The 24,245-nt window shown below is 72.4% G+C and carries 23 protein-coding genes; 10 read left to right on the top strand and 13 right to left on the bottom strand.

Annotated features, from left to right (window positions below; all coding sequences use genetic code 11):
* Positions 1 to 86 precede the first annotated feature (86 nt).
* A complete protein-coding gene (locus DTL70_RS26925) occupies positions 87 to 1,274 on the bottom strand; it encodes a PP2C family protein-serine/threonine phosphatase (protein ID WP_114024620.1) in 1,188 nt (395 codons plus the stop codon).
* 335 nt (positions 1,275 to 1,609) lie between these two features.
* On the opposite strand from DTL70_RS26925, the gene DTL70_RS33310 reads away from it, so the two are divergent.
* Both DTL70_RS33310 and DTL70_RS26920 read left to right on the top strand, forming a co-directional pair.
* The gene (locus tag DTL70_RS33310) at positions 1,610 to 2,020 is read left to right on the top strand and encodes a VOC family protein (RefSeq protein WP_147266823.1); all 411 of its coding nucleotides are present in this window, start codon (positions 1,610 to 1,612) and stop codon (positions 2,018 to 2,020) included.
* Between the two features lie 8 nt (positions 2,021 to 2,028).
* Positions 2,029 to 2,718 (top strand): TIGR03086 family metal-binding protein, encoded by a 690-nt coding sequence (locus tag DTL70_RS26920; RefSeq protein WP_181861099.1) that lies wholly within the window; start codon positions 2,029 to 2,031, stop codon positions 2,716 to 2,718.
* Between the two features lie 63 nt (positions 2,719 to 2,781).
* On the opposite strand, the gene DTL70_RS26915 is transcribed toward DTL70_RS26920, so the two are convergent.
* From DTL70_RS26915 to DTL70_RS26895, 5 genes are all read right to left on the bottom strand, one after another.
* A complete protein-coding gene (locus tag DTL70_RS26915; RefSeq protein ID WP_114024601.1) occupies positions 2,782 to 3,633 on the bottom strand; it encodes a MurR/RpiR family transcriptional regulator in 852 nt (283 codons plus the stop codon).
* A 157-nt stretch (positions 3,634 to 3,790) separates the two neighbouring features.
* Positions 3,791 to 5,038: a Gfo/Idh/MocA family protein gene (locus DTL70_RS26910; RefSeq protein ID WP_114024600.1), complete on the bottom strand. Its 1,248-nt coding sequence runs from the start codon at positions 5,036 to 5,038 to the stop codon at positions 3,791 to 3,793.
* Between the two features lie 79 nt (positions 5,039 to 5,117).
* Positions 5,118 to 6,023 (bottom strand): carbohydrate ABC transporter permease, encoded by a 906-nt coding sequence (locus DTL70_RS26905; protein WP_245979790.1) that lies wholly within the window; start codon positions 6,021 to 6,023, stop codon positions 5,118 to 5,120.
* Entirely contained in the window at positions 6,016 to 7,023 is a 1,008-nt protein-coding gene (locus DTL70_RS26900; protein WP_114024599.1) for a carbohydrate ABC transporter permease, read from the bottom strand. Before DTL70_RS26900 ends, DTL70_RS26905 begins: the two co-directional genes overlap by 8 nt.
* The gene (locus DTL70_RS26895) at positions 7,020 to 8,309 is read right to left on the bottom strand and encodes an ABC transporter substrate-binding protein (protein ID WP_114024598.1); all 1,290 of its coding nucleotides are present in this window, start codon (positions 8,307 to 8,309) and stop codon (positions 7,020 to 7,022) included. The genes DTL70_RS26900 and DTL70_RS26895 overlap by 4 nt, the downstream gene beginning before the upstream one ends.
* A gap of 167 nt (positions 8,310 to 8,476) precedes the next feature.
* Between DTL70_RS26895 and DTL70_RS26890 the strand changes: the two genes are divergently transcribed.
* A complete protein-coding gene (locus DTL70_RS26890; protein WP_114024597.1) occupies positions 8,477 to 8,899 on the top strand; it encodes a hypothetical protein in 423 nt (140 codons plus the stop codon).
* 376 nt (positions 8,900 to 9,275) lie between these two features.
* Here DTL70_RS26890 and DTL70_RS26885 read toward each other — a convergent pair whose 3' ends face one another.
* A complete protein-coding gene (locus DTL70_RS26885) occupies positions 9,276 to 10,664 on the bottom strand; it encodes a cystathionine beta-synthase (protein ID WP_114024596.1) in 1,389 nt (462 codons plus the stop codon).
* A gap of 406 nt (positions 10,665 to 11,070) precedes the next feature.
* Here DTL70_RS26885 and DTL70_RS26880 point away from each other — a divergent pair, with 406 nt between their 5' ends.
* The 3 genes from DTL70_RS26880 (at position 11,071) to DTL70_RS26870 (ending at position 15,162) form a co-directional block, all read left to right on the top strand.
* Positions 11,071 to 12,102 (top strand): SGNH/GDSL hydrolase family protein, encoded by a 1,032-nt coding sequence (locus tag DTL70_RS26880; RefSeq protein WP_114024595.1) that lies wholly within the window; start codon positions 11,071 to 11,073, stop codon positions 12,100 to 12,102.
* Positions 12,103 to 12,377: 275 nt separating this feature from the next.
* Complete coding sequence (locus tag DTL70_RS26875; RefSeq protein WP_114024594.1) at positions 12,378 to 13,598, top strand: acetyl-CoA C-acetyltransferase; 1,221 nt, start codon at positions 12,378 to 12,380, stop codon at positions 13,596 to 13,598.
* 292 nt (positions 13,599 to 13,890) lie between these two features.
* The gene (locus tag DTL70_RS26870) at positions 13,891 to 15,162 is read left to right on the top strand and encodes a hypothetical protein (RefSeq protein ID WP_114024619.1); all 1,272 of its coding nucleotides are present in this window, start codon (positions 13,891 to 13,893) and stop codon (positions 15,160 to 15,162) included.
* A gap of 14 nt (positions 15,163 to 15,176) precedes the next feature.
* On the opposite strand, the gene DTL70_RS26865 is transcribed toward DTL70_RS26870, so the two are convergent.
* On the bottom strand, positions 15,177 to 15,506 hold the full coding sequence (locus tag DTL70_RS26865; RefSeq protein WP_114024593.1) for a hypothetical protein: 330 nt from the start codon (positions 15,504 to 15,506) through the stop codon (positions 15,177 to 15,179).
* Positions 15,507 to 15,620: 114 nt separating this feature from the next.
* Between DTL70_RS26865 and DTL70_RS26860 the strand changes: the two genes are divergently transcribed.
* Positions 15,621 to 15,848 carry a DUF4287 domain-containing protein gene (locus tag DTL70_RS26860; protein WP_114024592.1) on the top strand — a complete coding sequence of 76 codons (228 nt, stop codon included), beginning with the start codon at positions 15,621 to 15,623 and terminating at the stop codon, positions 15,846 to 15,848.
* Positions 15,849 to 16,068: 220 nt separating this feature from the next.
* Here the strand turns inward: DTL70_RS26860 and DTL70_RS26855 are convergent, their stop codons facing one another.
* Both DTL70_RS26855 and DTL70_RS26850 read right to left on the bottom strand, forming a co-directional pair.
* Complete coding sequence (locus tag DTL70_RS26855; protein ID WP_114024591.1) at positions 16,069 to 16,953, bottom strand: Bax inhibitor-1/YccA family protein; 885 nt, start codon at positions 16,951 to 16,953, stop codon at positions 16,069 to 16,071.
* A gap of 211 nt (positions 16,954 to 17,164) precedes the next feature.
* A complete protein-coding gene (locus DTL70_RS26850; protein WP_114024590.1) occupies positions 17,165 to 17,791 on the bottom strand; it encodes a DoxX family protein in 627 nt (208 codons plus the stop codon).
* A gap of 128 nt (positions 17,792 to 17,919) precedes the next feature.
* Between DTL70_RS26850 and DTL70_RS26845 the strand changes: the two genes are divergently transcribed.
* On the top strand, positions 17,920 to 18,483 hold the full coding sequence (locus DTL70_RS26845) for a MarR family winged helix-turn-helix transcriptional regulator (RefSeq protein WP_114024589.1): 564 nt from the start codon (positions 17,920 to 17,922) through the stop codon (positions 18,481 to 18,483).
* Here the strand turns inward: DTL70_RS26845 and DTL70_RS26840 are convergent.
* A complete protein-coding gene (locus DTL70_RS26840) occupies positions 18,432 to 19,346 on the bottom strand; it encodes a nitroreductase/quinone reductase family protein (RefSeq protein ID WP_114024588.1) in 915 nt (304 codons plus the stop codon). The two genes, DTL70_RS26845 and DTL70_RS26840, sit on opposite strands and share 52 nt — an antisense overlap.
* A 495-nt stretch (positions 19,347 to 19,841) precedes the next feature.
* Positions 19,842 to 20,459, bottom strand: coding sequence for a TetR/AcrR family transcriptional regulator (locus tag DTL70_RS26835; RefSeq protein WP_114024587.1), 618 nt, complete (start codon positions 20,457 to 20,459; stop codon positions 19,842 to 19,844).
* Between the two features lie 193 nt (positions 20,460 to 20,652).
* On the opposite strand from DTL70_RS26835, the gene DTL70_RS26830 reads away from it, so the two are divergent.
* Positions 20,653 to 22,167, top strand: coding sequence for an MFS transporter (locus DTL70_RS26830; RefSeq protein WP_245979788.1), 1,515 nt, complete (start codon positions 20,653 to 20,655; stop codon positions 22,165 to 22,167).
* A 142-nt stretch (positions 22,168 to 22,309) separates the two neighbouring features.
* On the opposite strand, the gene DTL70_RS26825 is transcribed toward DTL70_RS26830, so the two are convergent.
* Positions 22,310 to 23,533 (bottom strand): aminotransferase-like domain-containing protein, encoded by a 1,224-nt coding sequence (locus DTL70_RS26825; RefSeq protein ID WP_114024586.1) that lies wholly within the window; start codon positions 23,531 to 23,533, stop codon positions 22,310 to 22,312.
* 280 nt (positions 23,534 to 23,813) lie between these two features.
* Between DTL70_RS26825 and DTL70_RS26820 the strand changes: the two genes are divergently transcribed.
* On the top strand, positions 23,814 to 24,173 hold the full coding sequence (locus tag DTL70_RS26820) for a hypothetical protein (RefSeq protein WP_114024585.1): 360 nt from the start codon (positions 23,814 to 23,816) through the stop codon (positions 24,171 to 24,173).
* The last annotated feature ends 72 nt before the right edge of the window (positions 24,174 to 24,245 follow it).

Here is a 24,245-nt window from a genome sequence, read left to right as displayed (position 1 = left end):
TGTCCGAGAGGGGAAGGGCCTGTGATGCCTGTGCTCAACCGGTCAGGAGGGCGGGTGCTGCGCGGGGTGCGCGCGGGCGCGGCGCCTCACCCTGGCGCCGTAGCGTCCTGGCCGCGGCCGTGCCAGTCGACGCACATGAGGACGGCGTCGTCCTGGAGCGGCGCCTCGCCCCGGTAGGCGGCGAGTTCGCGCAGCAGGGCGACGGGCACCTGGGCCGCGGGCAGGAGCCTGTGGGCGGCCAGGGCGCGGGCCAGGGAACGGTCGCCGTACTTCTCGCCCCCGCGCCCCGGGGTGTCGTAGACGCCGTCGCTGCCGAACAGCAGCCGGTCACCGGGCAGCGCCGTGAAGTGCTCCTCGGTGTAGACGGTGTCCTCGAACATGCCGAGTGGCAGCTGGCTGTCGAAGGAGAGGGTGTCCACCGTGCGGCCACCGCGCAGCCGCCAGGTGCGCGGCGAGCCCGCGTCCACCACCTCGACGGCTCCGGTGGCCAGATCCAGGCGCAGCAGGAGCACCGAGACGTAGGCGGAGCCCTGGTACTGCGCGTAGACGGCCTGGTCCGCGAGCGTCGCCTGCCCCGCCAGGTCCAGTCCGGCGCGGCGCGCGTTGCGCAGCGCGTTGGTGGCGAGGTTGGTCAGCAGCGCGGCCTCCATCCCCTCGCCCATGCCGTTGGTGATGCTGAGCGTCAGATAGCGCTCGGAGGCCTCCCAGTCGAACCCGTCACCGAAGATCGCGTACGCCGGCTCCAGGTGGGCGCCGACCTCGAACTCCGGGCGTACGCAGGCGCGGCCGGGCAGCAGCTGCCACTGCATCTCCGCCGCGAGCGTGAGCCGGGTGGCGCGGCGGGCCAGCAGGAACAGGTCGGTGTCCCGCCCGGCGACGAGGACCTCGTGCCCGAGGACCTCGCACAGCTCGCGCAGCTCGGGCAGCAGCTCGCGCGTGTCCCGCGAGCCGGGCAACCCCACCGACAGCGTGCCGAGCCGGTCGCCACGCGCCGTCAGGGGGAGGTGGACGACGACTGCGTCACCTGTCTGACTGGTGACGTACGGCTCCTGGGCGCCGAAGGCACGCCCCTGCGGGCTGTCGTACACGGACACCGCGTCCTCGTCGGCCGGATGCCCGTGCACTCGGCGGAGCGACGTCATGCCGTAGTCGACCATGCGGAGCTCGACGAGCCCCGCGCCGTACCCGGCCCGCAGCTCGTCGGCGAGGACGTCGGCGAGGTCCTGCGGGGGCGCGGTGCGCAGCCTCTGCTGGACAGCGGCGAATCGGTCCACGACGGTCCTGATCTGTGCGGGGCTGCCCAGGATCCCGTCCGGGACCACGACGGCTCAGCCGAACTTCCGTGCCACGTTCCGTGAGGCCGTCACGGTATCGCAGTCATGTGCCCGGCAGCCCGGCCGTCCGCTCCGGCGTCGTGCCGCCCCGCGGCGCCCGCCACCCGTACGGCAGCCACCCGTACGGCAGCCACCCGATCGGACAGCCACCCGTACGGGCGGCCTCGCAGAAGAGTGCGGCGCCTTCCGCGATGAGTTTTCCGCCTCCCTCCGGTCCCTCTTTCCGGCACCGGTGCACTGGGCCCGGCGACCTGAAGTGCGGGAGGCGGCACGCCATGAGCGAGACGACGGAACCGGGCAGCCCCCGGGTGGGCGGGATCGTGCTGGGCAGCACCGACCCGAGGAGGCTGTGGGAGTGGTACCGGGACGTGTTCGCCCCCGGCCTGACGTGGGACGGCGCCGAGGACGGGGGCCCTGTACGGCATCTGCGGCTGGGCGGCACGTACGTCGTTTTCGAGGCCCGTGACGACGTGGGCCGCAAGTCCGTCGAACCGGGCCGCGTACTGGTCAACGTCGAGGTCACCGGCATCCGTGACATGGAGAGGCGGCTCAACGCGCAGCTCAACCCGCGCTGGATCCGCCCGATCGAGACGGTCGACGAGCACATGCTGCTGGGCACACTGGAAGACCCGGACGGCAACTACGTCCAGCTCTGCGACACCACCGACGACGGCACGCCCGCCTGAGCACCGCCGTGTTCCGCCAGGAGGAGGACAACGGATCCGGCACCGAGGACGCGCGCCTCGGGGACACCGCCGAACAGGCAACCGAACTGCTGCGCCGCGCGGTCGGGTACGCGCTGGGGGCCGCCCAGTGCGTCACCCCCGCGCTGCTCGGGCGCCCCACCCCCTGCGCCGCATGGAATCTGGGCGCCCTGCTGTCCCATGTGGACGACTCGCTGGCAGCACTGCACGAAGGCATCACCGAGGGCGCCGTCGCACTCCACCCGCACGACCATGAGCCGGGCCCGGCAGCGGTCGCGGCCCCGCGCCCGGGCCCGGACCCCGCGGCCGCCTTCCGGCGGCGCGCGGCGCGCCTGCTGGGCGCCTGGGCCGGCGCCCGCCCCGGCGTCCGCATCGTCGCGGTGGCCGACGCGCCCTTGACGGCGACGGCACTCGCCCTGACCGGCGCGGTCGAACTCGCCGTGCACGGCTGGGACATCGCCTGGTCCACCGGGCACCCCGAGCGTGCCGTGCCAGGGCCCCTGGCGGCCCGCCTGCTGCCGGTGGCCCGCCACCTGGTCCCGCACGACGGCACCCGGCATCCCCTGTTCGGGCCCCGCCTGCCCCTGCCCGACGACGCGCCGAGCGCCGACCGGCTGCTGGCCTTCCTGGGCCGGGCACCGCTCGCGCGCGCCCCCGCACCGGTTCCCGGCCGCGGGTAGCCGAGCGGGTCAGGGCAGGTGGACGCACTCCGTCGGGCTGCCACCCTGGCGGCCCCTTTGCGCTCACTCCGCGAACAGGCCCCGTTCGCTCGCCCGCGCGTCGAACTCCTCCAGACGGGCCTGTGCCTCGGGCAGACCGTCGCACATCGCTTCGAGCAGGACGCGGCCCAACAGCATGGGGGCGCAGGCCGTGTCGAAGGCGAGGCCGGTGCCGACGGCCGCGGGCAGCAGCAGGTCGCCGGGGCGGGCGACGGGCGCGAAGGCGCTGTCCGCGACGGTGATCACGGCCAGCCCCGCCTCCCTGGCCCGCTCCAGCGCCTCGACCGTCTCGCGTGGATGGCGGGGCAGCGCGAAGCACATCAGCACGCTCGCGCCCGCGCGCACGCAGCCGTCGATCCGGTCGACGAGCATCGAGCCGCCCTCGGTGAGCAGCCGCACCTCGGGGTGGACCTTGGCGGCGAAGTAGGCGAAGCCGCCGGCCTGGGCCGCCGCGGCCCGCAGTCCGAGGACGGGCAGCGGGCGGGAGGCGGCCAGCAGCCTGCCCGCGCGTTCGACGGGCGCCGGGTCCTCCAGCAGCGCGGCCAGGTGCCGCAGGTTCTCGATCTCGGCGTGGACCGCCTGCTGGTACTCGTTGAGCCCGCCGGGATCCTCGCCTGCCGCGGTGGGCTCCGTCCCCTCCTGCGGTTCGCTCTCGCGCAGGTGGCGGCGGAGTGCCGGGTAGCCGTCGAAGCCGAGCGCCACGGCGAACCGGGTGACGGACGGCTGGCTGACCCCGGCCAGTTCGGCCAGCTCGACGCTGGAGAGGAAAGGCGCGTCCCCCGCCCTGCGGACCATGCAGTGGGCGATGCGGCGCTGGGTCGGGGTCAGCCGGTGTCCGTCGAACAGTTTCAGCAACCGCGCGCTCGCGCCGCCCATCCCACACCTCGCATTCAGCCCGCTCCTCCCGTGCATAATCCTATGCAGCCAGCGGGCGCCGCGGCAAGACGGCCACCGGAGGGTCGGGAGGCGGGGGTCAGAGGCGGGGCCGGGAGCCCGGGGGACGGGGACCGGGGGACGGAGGGCGGGGAGGGTGTCAGCCCTGTCCGTCCGCGAACCACCGCGCCAGCTCGGGAGCGAGACGGGAGACCGTCACCGGCGTGCCCCCGTCCCGCAGCGACTCGGTGGCAGCGACCCCGGCCGCCACGGCCTCACGCGCCGCGACGGGGCTGGTGTCGGTGGCGCCGCCCTCGCTCACGAACCGCAGGAACTCCGCCACCAGCAGCGGATCGGAGCCGCCGTGCCCGCCCTCCTCGTCACCGCGGGAGGGCATGGGGACCACGAGATCGGCCTCGGCGCGGTAGCCCTCCCGGCTGCGCCGGTTCCACACCCGCACCTCGGCGCTCTCCCCGTGGTCGCCGAAGTTCTCCAGCCGGCCCTCGGTGCCGATGACGGTGTAGTTGCGCCAGTAGTCGGGCGTGTAGTGGCACTGCTGGTAGCTGGCGTGGACGCCGCCCTGGAGCCGCATCACCACCATCGACAGGTCCTCCACGTCCACGACCGGGTTGAGCCCCGTGTTCGCCAGCGGCGGCCAGTTGTTCTCCGGGTCGTACCAGTCGGGCATCACCGTGCCCGGTGCCTGGCCCGAGCGGTCGGCGATGTCGCCGTAGAGCGTCAGGCCGCCCAGCGCCGTGACCCGCTCGGTGTAGGCGCCGGCCAGCCAGTGGATGACGTCCAGGTCGTGCGCGCCCTTCTGGAGGAGCAGGCCCGTGGTGTTGCGGCGGTCGGCGTGCCAGTCCTTGAAGTAGAAGTCGCCGCCGTGCCCCACGAAGTGACGGCACCAGACGGCCTTGACCTCGCCGATCTCGCCCCGCTGGATCAGCTCGCGCATGGTGCGCACCACGGGCATGTGCCGCATGTTGTGGCCCACGTACAGCCGGGCGCCGCCTTCCCTGGCCGCCTCCAGCACCCGGTCGCAGCCCTCGGTGGTGATGGCCAGCGGCTTCTCCACGAAGACGGCGACACCCGCCCGCAGCAGCTCGGTCGCGAGCTGCTCGTGCGTGTGGTCGGGGGTGATGACGAAGACCGCGTCCAGCTCCTCGGCCTCCAGCAGCTCGCGGTGGCCGCCGTAGAGCCGTACGTCGTCGCCGAACCACTCGCGGGCCCGCGGGAACATCGCCGGAGCCGTGTCGACGGCGGCCACCACGCGGGAGCCCTCGCCGGGGCGGTGTGCCTGACGGGCGAGGGTGGCGCGCAGCCCGAGCCCGATGACGGCCAGGCGCAGGTCCCGGGTGCGGGGCCGCTCGGCGCCTCCGGGCGCCGGGGCGAGGGTGGTGTCGCTCATGTGGTCTCCAGCCATTGCGGTCACGTCGTTGTCAGCCGTTCCGGTCACGTCATATCCAGCTGTTCCGGTCACGTGGTGGTCAGCCCTTCATGCCGGAGAAGGCGATGCCCTGGATGAAGTGCCGCTGCATCGCCACGAAGACGACGATCACCGGCAGTGTGGCCAGGACGGAGCCGGCCATCAGCACCGGGTACTCCGTCAGGTGCGCGCCCTGGAGGGTGGCGAGACCGGCCGACAGCGGCATCTGGGACGGGTCGGTGTTGACGACCAGCGGCCACATCAGATCGTTCCACGACCACAGGAAGGTGAGGATGCCCAGGGCCAGCAGCCCGGGGCGGGCCAGCGGCAGGGCGATCCGCCAGAAGACGGTGAACGGGTTGGCCCCGTCCAGCCTCGCCGCCTCCTCCAGCTCGGTGGGCAGCCCGAGGAAGAACTGGCGCAGCAGGAATGTACCGAAGGCGCTGAACATGCCGGGGACCACCAGCGCCTGCAGGGAGTTGAGCCAGCCGAGGTCCTGCATGATCTGGTACTGCGGCAGCAGGAACAGCTGGCTGGGCACCATCAGCACCGCCAGGAACCCCAGGAAGAGCGCTCCGCGCCCGGGGAAGGCGATGCGCGCGAACGCGTACGCCGCCATCGAGCACAGCAGCAGCTGCGCGACGGTGCGCAGCAGCGTCATCAGCACGGTGTTCAGCAGCTGGTCGGTGAACGGTATCGAGGAGAAGACCGTCGCGTAGTTCGACCAGTCCCAGTGCTCCGGCAGGAACGTCGGCGGCACCCTGGTCGACTCGCCGAACGACTTGAAGGAGGTCAGCACCTGCCACAGCAGCGGGAAGACCGTCACGACCGCGCCCAGGGACAGCAGCACGTGCGCCGGCCACAGCCGCCCCTCGCGGTTCCTGCGGGCCGCGCGGCGGGCCGCGGCGGGCGGTCGGCCGCCCTCGGGGCGCGTGCGGCGCGGGGCTGCCACGCTCGTCTCAGTCATAGTGGACCCACCTCTTCTGCAACCGGAACTGGAGGGCGGTCAGCGCCATGATCAGGACGAACAGCACACAGACGATGGCTGCTCCGTACGCGCGCTGGTTGTCGTAGAAGGACTTCTGGAAGAACAGCATCACGATGGTCTGGCCCTCGCTGTAGGCCGGGTTCGTGACGCCGACGGACGTGTTGGCGCCCAGGATCATGTAGATCAGGTCGAACACCTGGAGCGACTGGATCACCGACAGCACGGTGGTGAAGAACAGCGTCGGACTCAGCAGCGGCAGGGTGACGGAGAAGAACTGGCGCACGCGCCCCGCCCCGTCCAGGGAGGCGGCCTCGTAGTAGTCCTGCGGGATGCCCTGCAACCCCGCCAGCAGCAGGATCATGTTGTATCCGACGGTCATCCACACGCCGACGGCGGCGACGGCGAAGCGCACCACGCCCGGGTCGGAGACCCAGTAGGTGCCGTCGACGCCGATCGCGTCGAGCGCCTGGTTGAGGATGCCGACGTCGCCGTTGTAGAGCCAGCGCCACACCACCGCGACAGCGGCCGGCATCGTGACGACCGGCAGGAAGTACAGCGTCCGGTAGAACCCGGTGCCGCGCATGCCCTTCAGGTTCAGCAGCACGGCCAGCACCATCGAGACGGGGATGCCCAGCAGCACCAGCACCGTGTAGATCAGGCTGTTGCCCAGCGACTGCCACACCTCGGGGTCGTGCAGCATCGTGCGGTAGTTCTCCAGCCCGATCCACGAGGTGCCGCCGAAGGGGCCCCACTCGGTGAAGCTGAAGTACAGGGTCTGCAGCACGGGCCACAGGTAGAACACCGCCAGACCGAGACCCGCGGGGGCGATCAGCGCGTAGCCCCACCACTTGTCGCGGTGCAGGAAACGGCGCTCCCTCTTGCGCAGCGCACGCTGGCTGGACGCGGAGCGGGCAGCCCCCTCGGACGGAGGCGGCGACGCCGGCTTCGCCGCCGCGGTGGCCTCGACGTCGACGCTCATGCCTTCCCCTCCTGGGCGAGCAACTGGTTCATCGCCTTGGTGAGGGAACGCGACACGTCGGCCAGGCTCTCGTCCCCGCTCCACGCCCGGGACAGCAGCTGCAGCTCCTTGTGCGACCAGGCGGCGGTGTTGGTGGAGATCGGATACGGCACCGCGTAGTCCACGGCGTCCAGGTGGACCTTCAGGTCGAACTTCGGCATGGAGTCGACCCACGGCTGCTGGGTGCCGTTCCGTGCGGGGATGGCCGTGCCCTTGGCCTGGAGGAGCGCACCGCGCCTGGAGGAGAGGAAGCGCACGAAGTCCCGGGCGAGCTTCGGGTGCGGCGTCCTGGCATAGACGACGTTGGCCAGGCCGTGGATGACGCTGGCCCGGCGCTTGCCGCGCGGCAGCGGGGCCACGTCCACCTTGCCGCGCAGCGCCGGGTCGGCCCAGAAGACGGCCGCGTTGTACGAGCACTCGTACGTCATGGCGAGCTTGCCCGCCTGGAACATCTGCGTGGCGTCGGTGTCGGTGAGCTGCTGGAGGGTGGGCGAGGCGCGGTAGCGGTGGATCATGTCGATCCACAGCTGGAGCCCGTCGAGTGTCTGCGGGTCCGCGTACCCGGACTCGGTGCGGTCCTTCGAGAGCACCCAGCCGCCGGCCTGCGGTATGGAGTTGTAGTAGTTCTCCTGGGCGCGCACCGGGGCGCCCACGCCGTAGACCCCGCGGCGCCTGTCCGTCAGCCGCTGGGCGCTGGTGATCAGGTCCTGCCACGTCCACGAGTCGTCCGGGTGGTCCACGCCCGCCCGGTCGAACAGCTCCTTGTTGAACCAGAGCGCGACCGTGTCGAAGTCCTTCGGCGCCCCGTACTGGGTGCCCTTCCAGCGGTAGAGCTTCGCCAGGTCGGGCGGGAAGTCGGCCGGGTCGAGGATCGCCTCGGGGCCCTCCGTCTCCAGCGGGAGCAGCTGCCCGTTGTCGGCGTACAGGCCGAAGTTGGGCCCGTTCATCCAGAACACGTCCGGTGCCGAGCCGCCCGAGCAGGCCGTGCGCAGCTTCGTCCAGTACGTGGCGTTCGGGGTGAGCTGCACGTCCACGCTCACGCCCGGTCTGGTCCGCTCGAACTCCCTTGCGGCCTTCTCCATGGCCGGCATCTGGTACACGTCCCAGACGCCGTAGGTGATCCGACCGCGTTCGGCGCCGCCCTTGGACGAGGCGGTGGTCGGTTTCGGGGGACTGCCGCAGCCTGCCGCGAACGCCGTCGTACCGAACGTCGTCGCGGCGGCAGCGAAGAGAGAACGTCTGCGCACGCCGGAGGGCCTTCCTGGGAGCCTGATGCCCGGAAAGTTATGTGCTCGAAGATGACGCGTCAAGACTCGTTTCGATCAACTTAATGCAATGTGGTGCAGCCGGGTCCCGCCGCGGAGGGGTGCTAGCACCACTCCACTCCACCCCGCGCGCCCGTACCGTGACAGGCATGAGCACACCCGATCCCGAGCTGAAGAAGGAACTCGACGCCACCCTGCACACCCGCAGGGAGCTGGGGCCCGAGTACGAGGGCGAGCTGATCGACGCCTTCCTGGAGAAGGTGGAGCAACGGCTCGACAACGTCGTCGACAAGCGGATGCGCCGGCAGCTGGCGGAACAGCAGATGGTGGCCGCGCGCGGCGCCGCGTCGGGCAGGGCCCACCAGGGATCGCCGGTCTTCTCCGACGGCCTCGGCGCCCGGCTCGGCCTGGCGGTCGCCTCCCTGGTGCTGGCGATCCCCCTCTCGGCGATCGCCGTCGTCAACGCCGGCATGACAGGCCTGTTCACCTGCTGGGCCGGCATCGTCGCCGTCAACGCCCTCCAGGCCAGCCGGTCCTGGTTCACCCCCGCACGCCGGGACAAGAACGAGTAGCCACACCTCCGGCTTGAGCGCGTCCGCCGGGAACCGGCCCGCCACGTGCGGAGCCCCACCGGGCGGGCCGGCACGCACGTGTGCCCCTCCCGGGGGGCGGGTCGGCACGAGGAGCCCCACACGGAGGGCCGACACCGCACGTGTGGCCCCCCGCGAAACCCACACGGCACGAGCGGACCCGTCCGGGGGGGCACACGGAATGGCCCGCCCGGGGCCGTCACCGTACGAGCAACCCGCCCGGGGCCCGGCACCGCACGAGTAGTCCCCCCGTCGGGCCCCACGGAGTGGCCCCCCCCGGGGGACGAGAGGCGGCGGCGAGGCGTTCGGGCGCCGGGGAAGACCCGGGCCCGGGGGAGACCTCCCCCGGGCCCCCGTCTCAGCGGGCCAGGTACGCCAACAGGTCCTGCCGGCTGACGACCCCGCTCGGTTTGCCGTCCGCCAGTACCACCGCCGCGTCGGCGCCCTCCAACACGGCCATCAGGTCGGCGACGGCCTCGCCCGCGCCGACGTGCGGCAGCGGCGCGCTCATGTGCTTGTCGAGCGCGTCCCCCAGGGAGGCCCGCTGCGCGAACAGTCCGTCGAGCAACTCCCGTTCGACGACGGATCCGATCACCTCGGCGGCCATCACGTCGGGGTGGCCGGCGCCGCGCTTGACGACGGGCATCTGCGAGACGCCGTACTCGCGCAGCACCTCGATGGCCTCGCCGACGGTCTCCTCCGGGTGCATGTGCACCAGGGAGGGCAGCGGGCCCTCCTTGTACCGCAGGACGTCGCCGACCCGCGCCCCCGCGGTACCGCCCTCCTCCAGGAAGCCGTAGTCGTTCATCCACTCGTCGTTGAAGATCTTGCTGAGGTAGCCGCGCCCGCTGTCGGGCAGCAGGACGACGACCACCGCGTCCTTGGCGTCCGGACCCAGCCGGCGCGCGACCTCCAGCGCACCGACGACCGCCATCCCGCAGGAGCCGCCCACCAGCAGGCCCTCCTCCTTGGCGAGGCGGCGGGTCATCTGGAAGGAGTCCTTGTCGGAGACGCCGATGATCTCGTCGGTGATGTTGCGGTCGTACGCGTCGGGCCAGAAGTCCTCGCCGACGCCTTCGACGAGGTAGGGCCGCCCGCTGCCACCGGAGTAGACCGAGCCCTCGGGGTCGGCGCCCACGATCCGCACCCGGTCGCCGCTTACCTCTTTCAGGTACCGTCCGGTGCCGCTGATGGTGCCGCCTGTGCCGATACCCGCGACGAAGTGGGTGATCCGCCCGTCCGTCTGCTCCCAGAGCTCGGGCCCGGTCGTCTCGTAGTGCGAGCGGGGGTTGTCGGGGTTGCTGTACTGGTCGGGCTTCCAGGCCCCGGGGGTCTCCCGCACCAGCCGGTCGGAGACGTTGTAGTACGAGTCGGGGTGTTCCGGGTCGACGGCCGTGGGGCAGACCACGACCTCGGCCCCGTAGGCACGCAGCACGTTGATCTTGTCGGTGGAGACCTTGTCGGGGCACACGAACAGGCAGCGGTAGCCCTTCTGCTGCGCCACGATGGCCAGACCGACCCCGGTGTTGCCCGAGGTGGGTTCGACGATCACTCCGCCGGGGCGCAGCGCGCCCGACTCCTCGGCCGCCTCGATCATGCGCAGCGCGATCCGGTCCTTCACGGAGCCGCCCGGGTTGAAGTACTCCACCTTGGCCAGGACGGTGGCCTGGATGCCTTCCGTGACACTGGTGAGCTTGAGCAGCGGGGTGTTGCCGACAAGCTCGATCATCGACTCGTGATACTGCACCGTGGTCTCCGCGCGTAGTCGTGGTCGCGGGCCGCGGGTCGCGGGCCCGTGCCGACACCATATGGGGCAACACGCGCACGCAGGGGGCGCGTTGCAGCACGGTCCGGGGCGGGCAACACAGTCTTGAGGGGTACGAGCCCCGGCGCGCGGCGGGACGGTCACCACTTACTGGGCGGCCACCCGGACCAGGGTCCTTCGGGAGGCTTCCCGAACGGGCCTCGGGAACATCGTCCGACGAAGCCGCGCGCCACCCGAGGAACGGCGCGCACGTCCACGCCGCGAACCAGCTGAATCAGTGGAACCAGCGGAACCAGCGGAATCAGACGAAGCAACGGCAACCGAACCAGGTTGACCACAGCAACCGGACGAATCATCAGTACGGCAACGCGGGAGGCGGAAGAGCACAATGCCGATGTCGAAGGCGTCGAGCGCGAGAGTGGCCCGGCGAATCGCGACCGCAGCCGCCTACGGAGGCGGCGGAATCGGCCTGGTCGGCGGGGCGGCGGTCGGGCTGCTGTTCACCGAACTCCAACTGGCGAAACGTCATATCGGCGGCTCGGACGACGAGCCGCCCGAGTCCGACGGTCTGTACGGCGGCGCCTTCGGCAGGCTCTACGCCGGGCGCGAGCTGCGCATGGCCTTCCTCGGCGACTCGACGGCGGCGGGACAGGGCGTGCCCAGGGCACGGCAGACGCCCGGCGCCCTGCTGGCCTCCGCGCTCGCGGCCGTGGCCGAGCGCCCCGTGGAACTGCGCAACGTCGCACTGTCCGGGGCCATGTCCGACGACCTGGAGCGGCAGATCACGCTGCTGCTGAGCGCACGGGAGCCGGCGATGGCACCGGACGTGTGCGTCATCATGATCGGCGCCAACGACGTCACCCACCGGATGTCCCCGGCCCGCTCGGTCCGCTACCTGTCGGACGCGGTGGCGCGGCTGCGGACGGCCGGCTGCGAGGTGGTGGTCGGCACCTGCCCCGACCTGGGCAGTGTCGAGCCCGTCGGGCAGCCGCTGCGCTGGATCGCGCGGCGGCTTTCACGTCAGCTGGCGGCGGCACAGACCATCGCCGTCGTCGAGGAGGGCGGACGGACGGTCTCGCTGGGCGACCTGCTGGGGCCTGAGTTCTCCGCCAACCCGCGCGAGCTGTTCGGCCCGGACAACTACCACCCGTCCGCCGAGGGGTACGCCACCGCCGCCATGGCGGTCCTGCCCACCCTGTGCGCGGCGCTGGGGCTGTGGCCGGACGAGCGCCCCGACAGCCGCCGTCGCGAGGGCGTGCTGCCGGTCGCCCGTGCGGCGGCCGAGGCGGCGGCCGAGGGCGGCACCGAGGTCGCCGGGATGCGGGGCCCCTGGGCGCTGCTCAAGCACCGCCGCCGGCGCAGGCTGCCGCCCGAGCAGGAGACCACCTGGCAGCGCGAGGAGGAACCCGAACGCCACTGAGCGGCCGGCGGCCCGGACGGGAGCGTGCCGGACGAGAGCGTGCCGCCCACTGAGCGGACAGCTCCGGGACGGGATGGGGCGGACAGCTCCGGGACGGGGAGGAGGGGCGCGGCCGAGCGGCGCGCTGCTCGGCGGGAGCTTCTTGACGCCTCCCCGGGGCAAAGCAAACGCTTAGAAGAGGCCCGCATCACACCGTTCAGACCGTGACCGGCACCCTACGGGCGGGTAGCTTCCGCTGCGTACCGCCGATCCGCCGACTCCCCCAGGAGCTCCTGATGCCCGAAGCAGTGATCGTCTCCGCCGCCCGCTCCCCCATCGGCCGCGCCTTCAAGGGCTCCCTCAAGGACGTACGCCCGGACGACCTGACGGCCGAGATCATCAAGGCGGCGCTGGCCAAGGTGCCCGAGCTGGACCCGCGGGACATCGACGACCTGATGCTCGGCTGCGGTCTCCCCGGCGGCGAGCAGGGCCACAACCTCGGCCGCGTCGTCGCGGTGCAGATGGGCATGGACCACCTGCCGGGCTGCACGATCACCCGCTACTGCTCCTCGTCCCTGCAGACGACCCGCATGGCGCTGCACGCGATCAAGGCGGGCGAGGGCGACGTGTTCGTCTCGGCGGGTGTCGAGGCGGTCTCCCGTTCGGTCAAGGGCACCTCGGACGGGATGCCCGACACGCACAACCCGCTCTTCGCCGACGCCGAGGCGCGCACCGCGGCCCGCGCCGAGCAGGGGGGAGAAGGCTGGACCGACCCGCGCGAGAACGAGCAGGTCCCCGACGTCTACATCGCGATGGGCCAGACCGCCGAGAACCTCGCGCGGCACAAGGGCGTCACCCGCCGGGAGATGGACGAGTTCGGCGTCCGCTCCCAGAACCTGGCGGAGAAGGCGATCGCCGACGGCTTCTGGGAGCGGGAGATCACGCCGGTCACCACCCCCGACGGCACGGTCGTCGGCAAGGACGACGGGCCGCGGCCCGGGGTGACCCTGGAGGGCGTCGAGGGCCTCAAGCCCGTCTTCCGCCCGGACGGCCTGGTCACCGCGGGTAACTGCTGCGCGCTCAACGACGGCGCCGCCGCGCTGGTGATCATGTCCGACACCAAGGCCCGCGAGCTGGGGCTGACCCCGCTCGCCCGCATCGTGTCGACCGGCGTCTCGGCGCTCTCCCCCGAGATCATGGGGTACGGCCCGGTCGAGGCCAGCAACCAGGCACTCGCCCGCGCGGGCATGTCGATCGGCGACATCGACCTGGTCGAGATCAACGAGGCCTTCGCCGCGCAGGTCATCCCCTCCTACCAGGACCTCGGCATCGACCTCGACAAGCTCAACGTCAACGGCGGCGCCATCGCCGTCGGTCACCCCTTCGGGATGACCGGCGCCCGCATCACCACCACGCTGCTCAACTCGCTCCAGTGGCACGACAAGCAGTTCGGCCTGGAGACGATGTGCGTGGGCGGCGGTCAGGGCATGGCGATGGTGCTGGAGCGCCTGAGCTGACCTCGGAGCGCGGCGGTCCCCGGTCGCCCACCCGCTGAGACGCCGCCGAGACAAAAGCGCCCCCAGGATGTGATATACACCCTGGGGGCGCCACATTTTCGCAGGTCAGAGCGGTGCGCCGGGGACGGCGCCGGTCTCCCACCTGTCCAGTTCGCCGGGATTTGCACTACGGTCGAAGAGCCTTGGACGACCTCACCGACACCGTGTACCGACACCGCTGTTGTAGGAATTCAGGGTGAACGACCGGGGGGACCGCGTCAGGGGGAACGAACCGGAACCGGGAGTCAAGTCAGTGAGCGCCATATCCCTCATCCTGCTGTGTGCGGCGGCCGTGGCCACCGCATTGGGCGGTGCGGCACTGCACACGGCGCGTGGCCTGCGCCGCCAGCTGACGGCGCTGCGCGCCGAACTGGAGGCGGGGCGGCCCGACGCCACGGGCGCGCCCACCGTGGTCCCGCACGCCCGCACGGCACCGGCTGACGGAGCCCGTGCCGCAGCGGCCGAGGAAGCCCGCGTGGCAGCAGCGGCCACCGACGCCCCCACGGCAGCGGCCGCGGAGGGCGACACGGAGGCGGCAGGTCCCTTCTCCCGGCAGATCCGCGCCGCGGTCGCCGCCGCGCTGGCGGACGAGCGGGAGCGCGAACTCGCCGAGGCGCGTGCCTTCTGGGCCGCCCAGGAGGCACGCGGCGACGCGGGACCGGAGTCCGGCGCCCTGCTGGCGGGGCACGGCACCGAGTACGAGATCGCACCCGGCGACCTCGCCGACGGCTTCACCGACCCGAACCGGTGCACGGACTGCGACCCGGGGGCCACCGACCTCACCGGCCTCGTGGACTTCACGGATTACGCCGACTCCTCCGACTCCGCCGACTCCGCCGACCTCACCGGCCCCGCCGGTCAGCGGCCGGCGCCGCACGGCTCGGAGACCGGTCAGATGTTCATCCCGCGCCAGCCGGGCCCCGAGGACGGGGACATCGACGTGAACGTGACCCCAGCCGACATGGCCGACATGGCCGCCACAGCCTCGTTCGACGCCTGGGACACCTGGGACACGTGGGACACGCATCCGGGCGAGGACGGGGAGGAGCCGGACGGCACCCCCGCCCGCCCCTCGTCCCACGCCCAGGACGTGAGCGCGGAGTCCGACGCGGAATCGCCCGACCTGGCGGCCGCCCGGCGCCGCCATCCGTCCCAGCCCGACTACACCCTCAGCGGCGAGCCGGTCGCCGGGCAGGCGTCGCCGTCCCCCGCACCCACGGTCACCTACCACGAGCGCACCATCGAACGCCTCGCCGGCCTCGCCGAGGCCCGTACGCCGCTGACCGACGTACGCCCGGGTCCGCTCGGCACGCTGGACGTCTACCTCTTCGAGGACGGGACGACCGTATGCCTGTCGCCGGGCCACCGCGCCACGAGCGAGGCGCTGGCCGACGCGGTACGCCGCGGGGAGGCCCCCGTGCTGATGGGCGGCTCCGGCGTCTCCGGCTCCTACACGCTCACCTTCGGCTACCCGGACGGCAGCACGGCCTACCTGCTGGCCGACCGCGTCATCACCCCGCTGTAGACGCGAGGGGCCGCCTACAAGGGCGCTGCCGCCACCGCGCGCAGGGCTTCCGCCAAGGCGGGCTCGGCGTCCGCGTCGGGAGCCTCCTCCAGGGCCGCGGCCAGGTCGTGTCCGGCGACGGCGAGTTGGTCGCCGACAGCGAAGACGCCCGCGTCGGGCAGCGTGCGGCGCGCGGCACTCTCCGCTCCGCACTCCAGGCGCTGTGCCAGCGCGGCGAGTTCCCGCGCCAGAGCGAGGCCGTCGGCCGCGGCGCCGCGGGTCAGGGCGCTCTGCGGCGCCGCCCGCAGCCGGTCGGCGAGGCGCTCCACGGCATCGGTCAGGGCACGGGTGTCAACACGGGGCACGGCCTCACCCTATCCAGCCCTCTCCCGGTGCGGAGCGACCACACTGTTGCCAACGCCCGCGCACTCAGGCAACGTGTGGCCAAGGACTCATTGCAAAAGCGTCCGGAGGCGCCGATGTCCCAAGTCTTCTCCGAAGAGACCCACCGGAACATGCTCTCCCGCATCCCCCAGTGCACCGGCCGTGAAGTCTCCGACTGGCTGCGCACGGTGGACGAAGGTCCCGCTCTCGTCCGCTTCGAGGAGAAGGTGAGCTGGCTCCGTGGCGCGCACGACCTCGCCTACGGGCACGCCAAAGCGATCATCCACGAACACGACCTGCGGCGCGCCGCGCGCCACCTCTAGGCCCGGCCGTATGCCGGGGCAGGCCCGAGCGATCCGAAGACCCTAGGACACCCGCACGAGGACCGGCCGCCGGGCGGCACCCGAGAAACCCCGGGCCGGCACGGCGCACGGCCGGCACGGCCGGAAGAACAGCCGAGGGCCCGGGAGGTGGAACACCTCCCGGGCCCTCGCGGTGTGCGGCGCACACGGTGCCGGGCATCGCGCCCGGCACCGTCCTTCGCTAGTTGTCGCCTTGCAGAATGGCGATCAGGCGCAGGAACTCCATGTAGATCCACACGAGAGTCAGCGTCAGGCCGAAGGCGGACAGCCACGCCTCCTCCTTCGGTGCGCCGTAGGCGATGCCGTCCTCGACCTGCTTGAAGTCCAGGGCGAGGAACAGGGCGCCGAGCACGATGCCGACGACGCCGAAGAGGATGCCGAGACCGCCGCTGCGGAAACCGAGCCCGTCACCGCCGCCGAAGGCGGCGAAGAGCAGGTTGACGGCCATCAGCAGCACGAACCCGATCGCCGCGGCCATCACGAAGCGGTAGAACCGCTGCGTGACCCGGATGATGCGGGTCTTGTACATCACCAGCACGGCGGTGAAGACCGCCATCGTGCCGAGCACCGCCTGCATCGCGGCGCCGTTGACCCACTGGTTGACGTAGTTGCTCAGTGCGCCGAGGAAGAGGCCTTCGAAGGCGGCGTACGCCAGGATCAGCGCGGGCGAGGCCTTGCGCTTGAACGCCTGGACGAAGCCGAGCACCATCGCCACCAGCCCTGCGCCCAGCGCGAGGCCGAGCGAGAGACCGGTGAGCCAGGCCACCGCGGCGGTGACGACGACGAGGCCGAGGGTCATTCCCGTACGGGCGACCACGTCGTCCATGGTCATCCGCCCGGCGGACGGCGGAGCCGGCGGCGCCGTGTACGGCTGACCGGGGGTCTGCGTCTGCTGGCCCGCGTACGGGTTGGGCTGTGCGTACGGATTGCCCGCCTGGGGGTTGGCGGCGTAGGGGTTGGACGCGTACGGGTTCCCGGCCTGCGGCTGCTGCTGCGCATTGAAGCCGGCGTAGCCGCCCGCGCGGCTGAACCCCCGTCGCGAGAAGACCGGGTTACTGCTCCTCATCTCACTCCTCCATGGCCACACTGCGCGGCCTCGCAGTCCAGCGTAATGCGTTAGTAAAAACAGCACGCTAGTGCAGAGTCAACAACGAAGAGAAGACACGCGTTGTTCCCTGTGCCACACGGCCATCACGTCCTCACCCGTGCGGGTGACCGCTTTCCGACGGAACAGTCCGGTCGGTCCCGGCCCTTCCCCTCCGTGGACACGCCATCTTTCAGGAGCGCACGAGGAGAAGAGCGCCCGCGGCCACCGCTCCGAGGACGAGCGCGGCGGCACCGTGGCTGAGCCGGTGCCGCCACGGCGCCGGGAGCGGCAGCGCCGAGTCCGCCGCCAGCCGGCCGGGCCCCGCGAGGGTGAGCGCGGCGGCGGCCAGGGTCAGCAGCAGCTCGTACTCGACGCCTTCGGGGGCGAAGAAGCCTCCGCCCCACTTCACCGCGAGCGCGTTGAGCAGGGTGCCGAAGACCGCGGCGCCCGCCAGCGGGGTGAGGAGGCCGAACGCGAGTCCGAGCCCGCCGAGGGTCTCGGTCAGCCCCGCGACGACGGCCATGGCCCCGGCGGCGGGGTAGCCGGCCGACTGGAAGAACTGCTCCGTCCCGGCGAGCCCGCCGCCGTCGAACCAGCCGAAGAGCTTCTGGGAGCCGTGCGCCGCCATGGTCAGGCCGAGCGCGAGGCGCAGCAGGAGCAGCCCGGCGTCGTGGGCGGAGTGCGCGGAGGAGGCGGGCTGGTCGGCGAGTGCGGCGCCGGACCGCTCGGAGGTACCGGGGACCCGGGCTGCTGCGCCGGTGGCGGGCGGACTCTCCGGGGTGGTCGAAGCGTCCTGTGCGGCGTGGGGGGACGGCATGAGCGGAGCCTCCTGCGTCGGCGTGGGAACCGGGTGACGGGACGATGCCACCGGTTGTTCAAATTCGAAACGTACTGCCCGACGGTAACAAGGCGGTTTGAATTTGAACAACACGTAGGATGGGGTCCATGGAAGGGACCCGGTGGCTCGATGAACGTCAGATGGCGGCCTGGCAGGGCTTCCTCGAAGCCACCAGCCGGGTCTCCCGCCACGTGGAGCAGCAGCTGAAGGAGGACGCGGGGCTCTCCCACCCGCAGTACGAGGTACTCGTCCGGCTCGCCGGAGCACCCGGCGGTGAGCTCCGGATGACGGATCTGGCCGAGGGGCTGTTCAGCTCCAAGAGCAACCTGACCTACCAGGTGGGCCAGTTGGAGAAACACGGCCTCGTGCGGCGCCGCTCGTGCCCCACGGACGTGCGCGGAATCCTCGCCGTCCTCACCGAGGAGGGCCGCGACACCCTGCGTGCCGCGGCCCCCGGTCATGTGGCGGCCGTCCGCGCCGCCCTGATCGACGTGCTGGAACCCGACGAGACCGACACCATCGCCCGTGCGCTCGGCCGGGTCGGGGCCCGGCTACGTCCCCCGGCCCGCAACACGGAGGAAGCGGAGGCCGCGGAAACGGAGACCGCGGAAGCGGAGGCTCAGGGCGCCGGCAGCTCGGAAAGCGGCGGGATGAGCACCTCTTCCTCGTAGTCCAGGTGGGCCTCCAGCTGACGGGTCATCCGGGCGAGCTCGGCGCGGAAACGGCCGGGTTCCGCGGTCGTCAGGTCGGCCAGCAGGCGCTCCAGCTCCGCACGGAGGCGGTCCACCGTTTCGTGCTCGGCCCGCAGGCGCGCCAGCGCGGGAGCCAGGTGGGGGTACTTCTCGGCCAGCACGGGGAACGCCCCCTGGTCCTCGGAGACGTGGTGCGTGTGCATCGACTCGCAGAAGGCCAGGCAGTGCTGACGCAGCTGGAGCCCGAGCGGGACCTGCGGCGCCTCAGTGCCGTCGGACCGCTGCGCCCTGGCGGTGAAGTAGGCGTCCGCCTCCGCGGAGACGCGGCGCAGCTGGTCCCGCAGCCAGGTGTGGACCTCCAGGAGCTTGTCGACGAGCCCGGTGAACGGCGCGTCCGGGTAGGAGCGTTCGAGCCGGACGACGGGCAGCGCACGGGAGACGCGCGCCTGGTAGTCGGCGTATCCGGGCGCCTGCCGTACGACGTGCGCGAACAGCCGGTCCCGCTCGGCGCCCTCGGTGGGCACCGCGACGGCCCCGAACGATTCCTCCCCCACCTCGACTCTGGCCATGGGGTGCGCGAGCAGGTTGCGGTACCAGGCCGGATGGCGGGGTGCGCCGCCCGCCGAGGCGACGACGAGGAGATGGCCGTCCTCGTCGCGGACGTACCCGAGGGGAGAGGTCTGCTCCAGGCCCGAACGGGCCCCAGTGGTGGTCAGCAGCAGCAGGTCCCCGCCCTCGAACGGGCCGCCGACGCGGCCGGAGTTGGCGCGGAACTCCTCGACGACCGCGCGGTTGAAGTCACTGACGCGGGGCGGAGTGGGGGAAAGGGGCGAAGGGGTCAAGAAAACAGCTCCAAGCAGCAGAGACGACCCGGCCCACGGCTGCGTCCGAGCGCCCGTGCGGGCACACCTGGGCCCACCGCGTGTCCATGAGCGCGCACGTGAGCGGCGCGACTGGGCACGCGTGTGAGCGCACGTCGACGCGCGCGTGTCAGCACCCGGTCAGACAGGGCCGGGAAAACGGAGAAAGAAGAAAAGGGGGAGCCCGGCGCGCGGCCGAAGGGACGGCGGCGGCGCGGACCACGGCTGCGCTGTGCGTCAGCCGCGCCTCAGATACGTGTCAGACGAGCCTGGCGGTGTGTGTACCCACGATGCACTCTCCTCACGTCAGGGTGCCTCCATGCCACTGCCGTACCAACGACAGCGTCACGCGACACGGCCCCTATTCAACGGGCTTTCTCCGCCCGGGGCAAGGGACTGCAACACGTGCGGCGTCGCGCACCGTCCAGCGGGCCTCGCACAGGGCGGGCCGCAGGCCGTCGGCGGTCCGCAGACCGCTCAGCGCGCCAGGGCGGCTTCGAGCGCCGCATGGAGCGTGCGCCGCGCGCTCGGGGCTCCGGTCGTGCCGAGCAGCACGTGATAGGCGAGGCCCTCCGCCTGGGCCACCAGGGCGACAGCCGCGGCCTCGTGGCCTCCCGCGGGCTCGCGCCCGCCCGCCCGGGCCAGGCACGCGGCCAGGCTCCCGTGGAGACCGGCGTAGAGGCGGCGGACGCGCTCGGCGATGGCGTCGTCGGCCAGGGCGCCGGCGTTGAACGCGTGCCGCACCCGCAGGTGGGCCCGCGACTCCTCGTCGTGGGGGATCAACTCGTCCAGGACGACGGCGAGCACCTCGGCGGGCGGCGCGTCGGCGGTGCCGGCACCCAGGCGCGCCCTGATCCGTTCCTCGCTGCGCTCGTTGCCACGGTCGAAGGCGGCCTCCAGCAGCTTCTGTTTCGTCGGGAAGTAGTGCTGGACCCGGCCCGGTGAGACGCCGGCGTGAGCGGCGACCTCCGTGAGGGAGACGGCGGGCAGTCCCCTTCCGGCGACGACCACGAGCACCGCGTCGGCGATCTCCGTGCGCCGGCGGTCGTGGTGCAGCCCCGGCCCGCGGCCGCGCGTGGATGCGCTGGACGGCATGTTCCCTGCCCCTCCTCGCCCTGTTCGCCAGTTCCCTCTGTGGGCCTCCCGATAGTGCCACCCCGAGCATCCCGATGTCGCCGCATTGAAAAGCCCACCCGGAGAGCTTTACGGTGTGACCACATCGAAAAGCCCACCCGTGCGGCCCTTGCACCGGCGCGGTCAGGGCGCGGAAGCACACGAGGGAGGAGCCGTGCGCTCCACCACACCCGCCACCGCCTCCACCACGTCAGCCACGTCAGCCACGTCAGCCACGTCAGCCACCGCGACGGAAGCCGCCGCCGTCCTGGCGCTGGCCTGTGCGGCGCAATTCATGGTCGTTCTGGACGTCTCCGTGGTGAACGTCGCGCTGCCCGCCGTCCGGGAAGCGCTCGGTTTCACCACGAGCGGCGGCCTCTCCTGGGTCGCCACCGCCTACGCACTGGCGTTCGCCGGCCTGCTCCTGCCGGGCGCGCGCCTGGCCGACCTGCGAGGCCACCGCCAGGTGTTCGCCACAGGGCTGGCTCTCTTCACCCTCGCGAGCCTCGTCGGCGGACTCGCCACCTCCCCTGGCCCGCTCATCGCCGCCCGCGCCGCCCAGGGGCTGGGGGCCGCCGTGCTGGCCCCCGTCACCCTCACCGTCCTGACGACCACCTTCACGGAGGGTCCGCGCCGCACCCGCGCGCTCGCCATCTGGACGGCCGTCTCCTCCGTCGGCGGTGCCGCGGGAAACCTGCTGGGAGGAGTGCTCACCGAGGCGTTCTCCTGGCGGGCCGTCCTGCTCGTCAACGTCCCCCTCGGCTGTGTCGCACTGCTGCTCGTACGGGCGCTGCCGCCGAGCGGCCTCCCGCAGGGCACGGAACGCCCCCGGCTGGACCTGCCGGGGGCCCTCGCCGCGACCGTCGGCATGACGGCCCTCACCTACGGCGTCAGCCGCACCCAGGACGGTTCCTGGTCGGATCCCGCCACCCTCTGGGCGCTGACGGCCGGAGTCGCCGCCCTGTCCCTCCTCGTCGCCGTGGAGACCCGTTGGGCGTCCCGGCCGCTGATCCCTCCGGCACTGCTGCGGCGGCGCACGGTGGCGGTCGGCAACACGATCGTGCTGCTGGCCGGGGCTTGTCTCCAGATCCCCGTCTGGTACTTCCTGACGTTCTTCATGCAGGACACACTCGGCTACTCGGCACTCCGCACAGGTCTCGGCTTCCTGCCGCACACACTGATCGGTGCGGCAGCCGGTGTAGGGGTGACGCCCCGTCTGATGCGCCGCTTCGCACACCGGACGCTCATCCTGGCGGGGGCCGTGCTGTGCGGTGCCGGTTTCTGGTGGCAGAGCACGGCGTCCGCCGACAGCGGCTATCCCTCCGGCGTGCTGGGGCCCGCGATCGTGTTCTCTTTGGGCGCCGCCGTGTTCGTCACGCCCGCGACGGCGGTGGTCACCTCCGGCGTTCCGGCCGGTGACGCGGGAGCCGCCTCCGGTCTGATGAACACCGCCAAACAGTTCGGCGGCGCACTCGGGCTCGCCGCGCTCTCCGCCGTCGCGGGTCCCGACCACACCGCCCACGGCCGGGTGTTCGCCACCATGACCGGCGTGCTGGCCGCCATCGTGCTCCTCGCCCTGATCCTGCCCCGCGAGCGGCTGTCCCTGCCCCGCGAGCGGACGGGCGCGGGGAACACCGCGCGGGGAGAGAGCGTCGAGGGCGCGGACAGCGACGAGGCCCCAGGGGAGTGAGGGCGGCGGCGCCGGAGGGTGGAGAGCGGCGCGCTGAGCCGAGGGGCGGAGCGGACCCTCCGTCCGCCCCGTGAACCGCGCCTCCGTGCGCCCCGCGACCCACACCCTCCATCCCGCCGGGGCGGACCTCCGTCGGCGTCGGTCACGCCGCCGTCCGCAGGGCCTCCCCGAGCCGGTTCAGACCCTCGCCGATCTCCATCGGGGTGTGCGTGGTGAACGACAGGCGCAGCGCCGCGTGGTCGGGCGGGCCGGCGAAGAAGGGGGCGCCGGGGACGTAGGCGACGTCGTGCGCGACGGCCTCGCGCAGCAGCGAGGTCGCGTCGTGTCCCTCGGGCAGCCGGGCCCAGACGAACATGCCGCCCTCGGGGCGGTTCCACGTGCTGCCCTCCGGCAGCGCCGCGGCGAGTCCGTCCACCAGGGCGTCGCGGCGTTGCCTGTAGGCCTCGCGGACCCGCGTCAGGTGGGCGTCCAGGTCGCTGTCCGCCAGATACCTGGCGGCCGCGGCCTGGTCGACGGTGGAGCAGTGCAGATCGAGGGACTGTTTGGCGACCACACAGGCACGGCGCAGCGCGGCCGGCGCCCGCAGCCAGCCGAGCCGCACGCCGGGGGCCATCACCTTCGAGAAGCTGCCCAGCAGCACCGTCCGGTCGGCCGCCCGGGGCAGCGACGCGAGCCACGGCACGGACGCGCCCTCGAAGCGCAGTTCCCCGTACGGGTCGTCCTCGACGAGCCACAGACCGTTTCGTGCGGCGATCTCGGCGACCTCCCGCCGCCGCGCGAGCGGAAGGGTGCGTCCGGTCGGGTTCTGGAAGGTGGGCACCAGGTAGAGCAGCTTGGGCCGCTCGCGCTCCACCGCTTCCGCCAGCGCCCCGGGATCCACACCGTCCTCGTCGGAGCGGACGGGCACCACCCGCGCCCCCGCGAAACCGAAGCACTGGAGCGCCGCCAGGTAGGTGGGGTCCTCCACCAGCACGGTGTCTCCGGGCTCCAGCAGCGCGGTCGCCAGCAGCGTGAGGGCCTGCTGGGAGCCGGTCGTCACCAACAGCGCCCGGGGATCCGTCGGCAGGCCGCGGTCCGCGAGCCGCCCGGCCACCGCCGCCCGCAGCGCCGGGTCCCCCTCTGTGGTGGAGTACTGCAGCACCCGCTGCGGCTCCTCGGTGAGCACCCGGTCGTAGGCGGCGCGGATGCCACCGGAGTCGAACAGTTCGGGCGCCGGCAGGCCACCGGCGAAGGAGATGACCTCGGAACGCTCGGTCAGCGCCAGGATCTCCCGTACGGGCGACGAGCCCGCCGAGGCGACGCGGGCGGCGAGCGGGGGCACGGGGGCGGTGACCGGCGCGGAGCCGGTGAGCGTACCGGAAGTCATTGCCGCAGCTTAGGAGCGCTTCTCGCGCGGACCCGGCGCCATCCGGCATGTGGTCACAGGGCCGCCGGCCGCCCGGCTCGCCGGTCCCCCGGCGAATCGCCGGTTGGGATCCCGCCCGACGGGTACCTGCGGGCCGATATTGGGGCCTGGAGCGAATTCGCGAGCCTTGGCCCGCGAGGGAAGCGCCCGCGAGCGAAGCGCCCGCGAGGGAAGCGCCCGCGAGGGAAGCGCCCGCGGAGAAGGCGAGCCAGTGAGTAGGCGAGAGAGGGAGGCCCGGGACATGACGGCCGAGATGTCCGAAGGCGAGTGGGAAGTTTCCGTGGAGCTCAGCGACTGCGCCTGTGAGGACGCCGAAGCGGTGTTCCGGGTACTGGGCGGACTCTTCCGCTCCGACTGGAACGAGTTGCAGCCGGAAGGCCGCAGGGCCAACGTGTGGCTGTCCCGGTTCGACGTCTCCGGCGACGGAGGCAGGCCGGACGCGGTGACACTCGGATCCCCCGTGACGGCCGAGCTGCAGGGCTCCCCCCACGCGGTGGAACGGCTGCACGGCGTGCTGACCGAGGCGTTCGGCGTGGTGGAGGTGCTGGAGGTCGCGGGAGACCAGGAGAAGCAGCTGCGGCTGCGGCTGGAGACCCGCTGACGCGCGGCCCCGCCGTGCGGGGGCACGGCGACCTCGTGGATACCGGGGCCGCGGTGGTGGGGACTTTGGTCG

Origin of the sequence: Streptomyces diacarni (genome assembly GCF_003323715.1) — a bacterium.
Classification (GTDB): domain Bacteria; phylum Actinomycetota; class Actinomycetes; order Streptomycetales; family Streptomycetaceae; genus Streptomyces; species Streptomyces diacarni.
The sequence above is the reverse complement of the archived record's forward strand: the minus strand, read 5'-3'. Positions and strand labels throughout refer to the sequence as shown.

Bases quoted from the DNA above. Each gene is read 5' to 3' on its own strand.
- DTL70_RS26915 (WP_114024601.1), bottom strand. From the start codon at position 3,633: ATGGGCGGCGCGAGCGCGCGGTTGCTGAAACTGTTCGACGGACACCGG.
- DTL70_RS26820 (WP_114024585.1), top strand. From the start codon at position 23,814: ATGACGGCCGAGATGTCCGAAGGCGAGTGGGAAGTTTCCGTGGAGCTC.
- DTL70_RS33310 (WP_147266823.1), top strand. From the start codon at position 1,610: ATGAGCGAGACGACGGAACCGGGCAGCCCCCGGGTGGGCGGGATCGTG.
- DTL70_RS26835 (WP_114024587.1), bottom strand. From the start codon at position 20,459: ATGCCGTCCAGCGCATCCACGCGCGGCCGCGGGCCGGGGCTGCACCAC.
- DTL70_RS26825 (WP_114024586.1), bottom strand. From the start codon at position 23,533: ATGACTTCCGGTACGCTCACCGGCTCCGCGCCGGTCACCGCCCCCGTG.
- DTL70_RS26855 (WP_114024591.1), bottom strand. From the start codon at position 16,953: ATGAGGAGCAGTAACCCGGTCTTCTCGCGACGGGGGTTCAGCCGCGCG.
- DTL70_RS26890 (WP_114024597.1), top strand. From the start codon at position 8,477: ATGAGCACACCCGATCCCGAGCTGAAGAAGGAACTCGACGCCACCCTG.
- DTL70_RS26845 (WP_114024589.1), top strand. From the start codon at position 17,920: ATGGAAGGGACCCGGTGGCTCGATGAACGTCAGATGGCGGCCTGGCAG.
- DTL70_RS26905 (WP_245979790.1), bottom strand. From the start codon at position 6,023: ATGACTGAGACGAGCGTGGCAGCCCCGCGCCGCACGCGCCCCGAGGGC.
- DTL70_RS26850 (WP_114024590.1), bottom strand. From the start codon at position 17,791: ATGCCGTCCCCCCACGCCGCACAGGACGCTTCGACCACCCCGGAGAGT.
- DTL70_RS26900 (WP_114024599.1), bottom strand. From the start codon at position 7,023: ATGAGCGTCGACGTCGAGGCCACCGCGGCGGCGAAGCCGGCGTCGCCG.
- DTL70_RS26880 (WP_114024595.1), top strand. From the start codon at position 11,071: ATGCCGATGTCGAAGGCGTCGAGCGCGAGAGTGGCCCGGCGAATCGCG.
- DTL70_RS26910 (WP_114024600.1), bottom strand. From the start codon at position 5,038: ATGAGCGACACCACCCTCGCCCCGGCGCCCGGAGGCGCCGAGCGGCCC.
- DTL70_RS26860 (WP_114024592.1), top strand. From the start codon at position 15,621: ATGTCCCAAGTCTTCTCCGAAGAGACCCACCGGAACATGCTCTCCCGC.
- DTL70_RS26875 (WP_114024594.1), top strand. From the start codon at position 12,378: ATGCCCGAAGCAGTGATCGTCTCCGCCGCCCGCTCCCCCATCGGCCGC.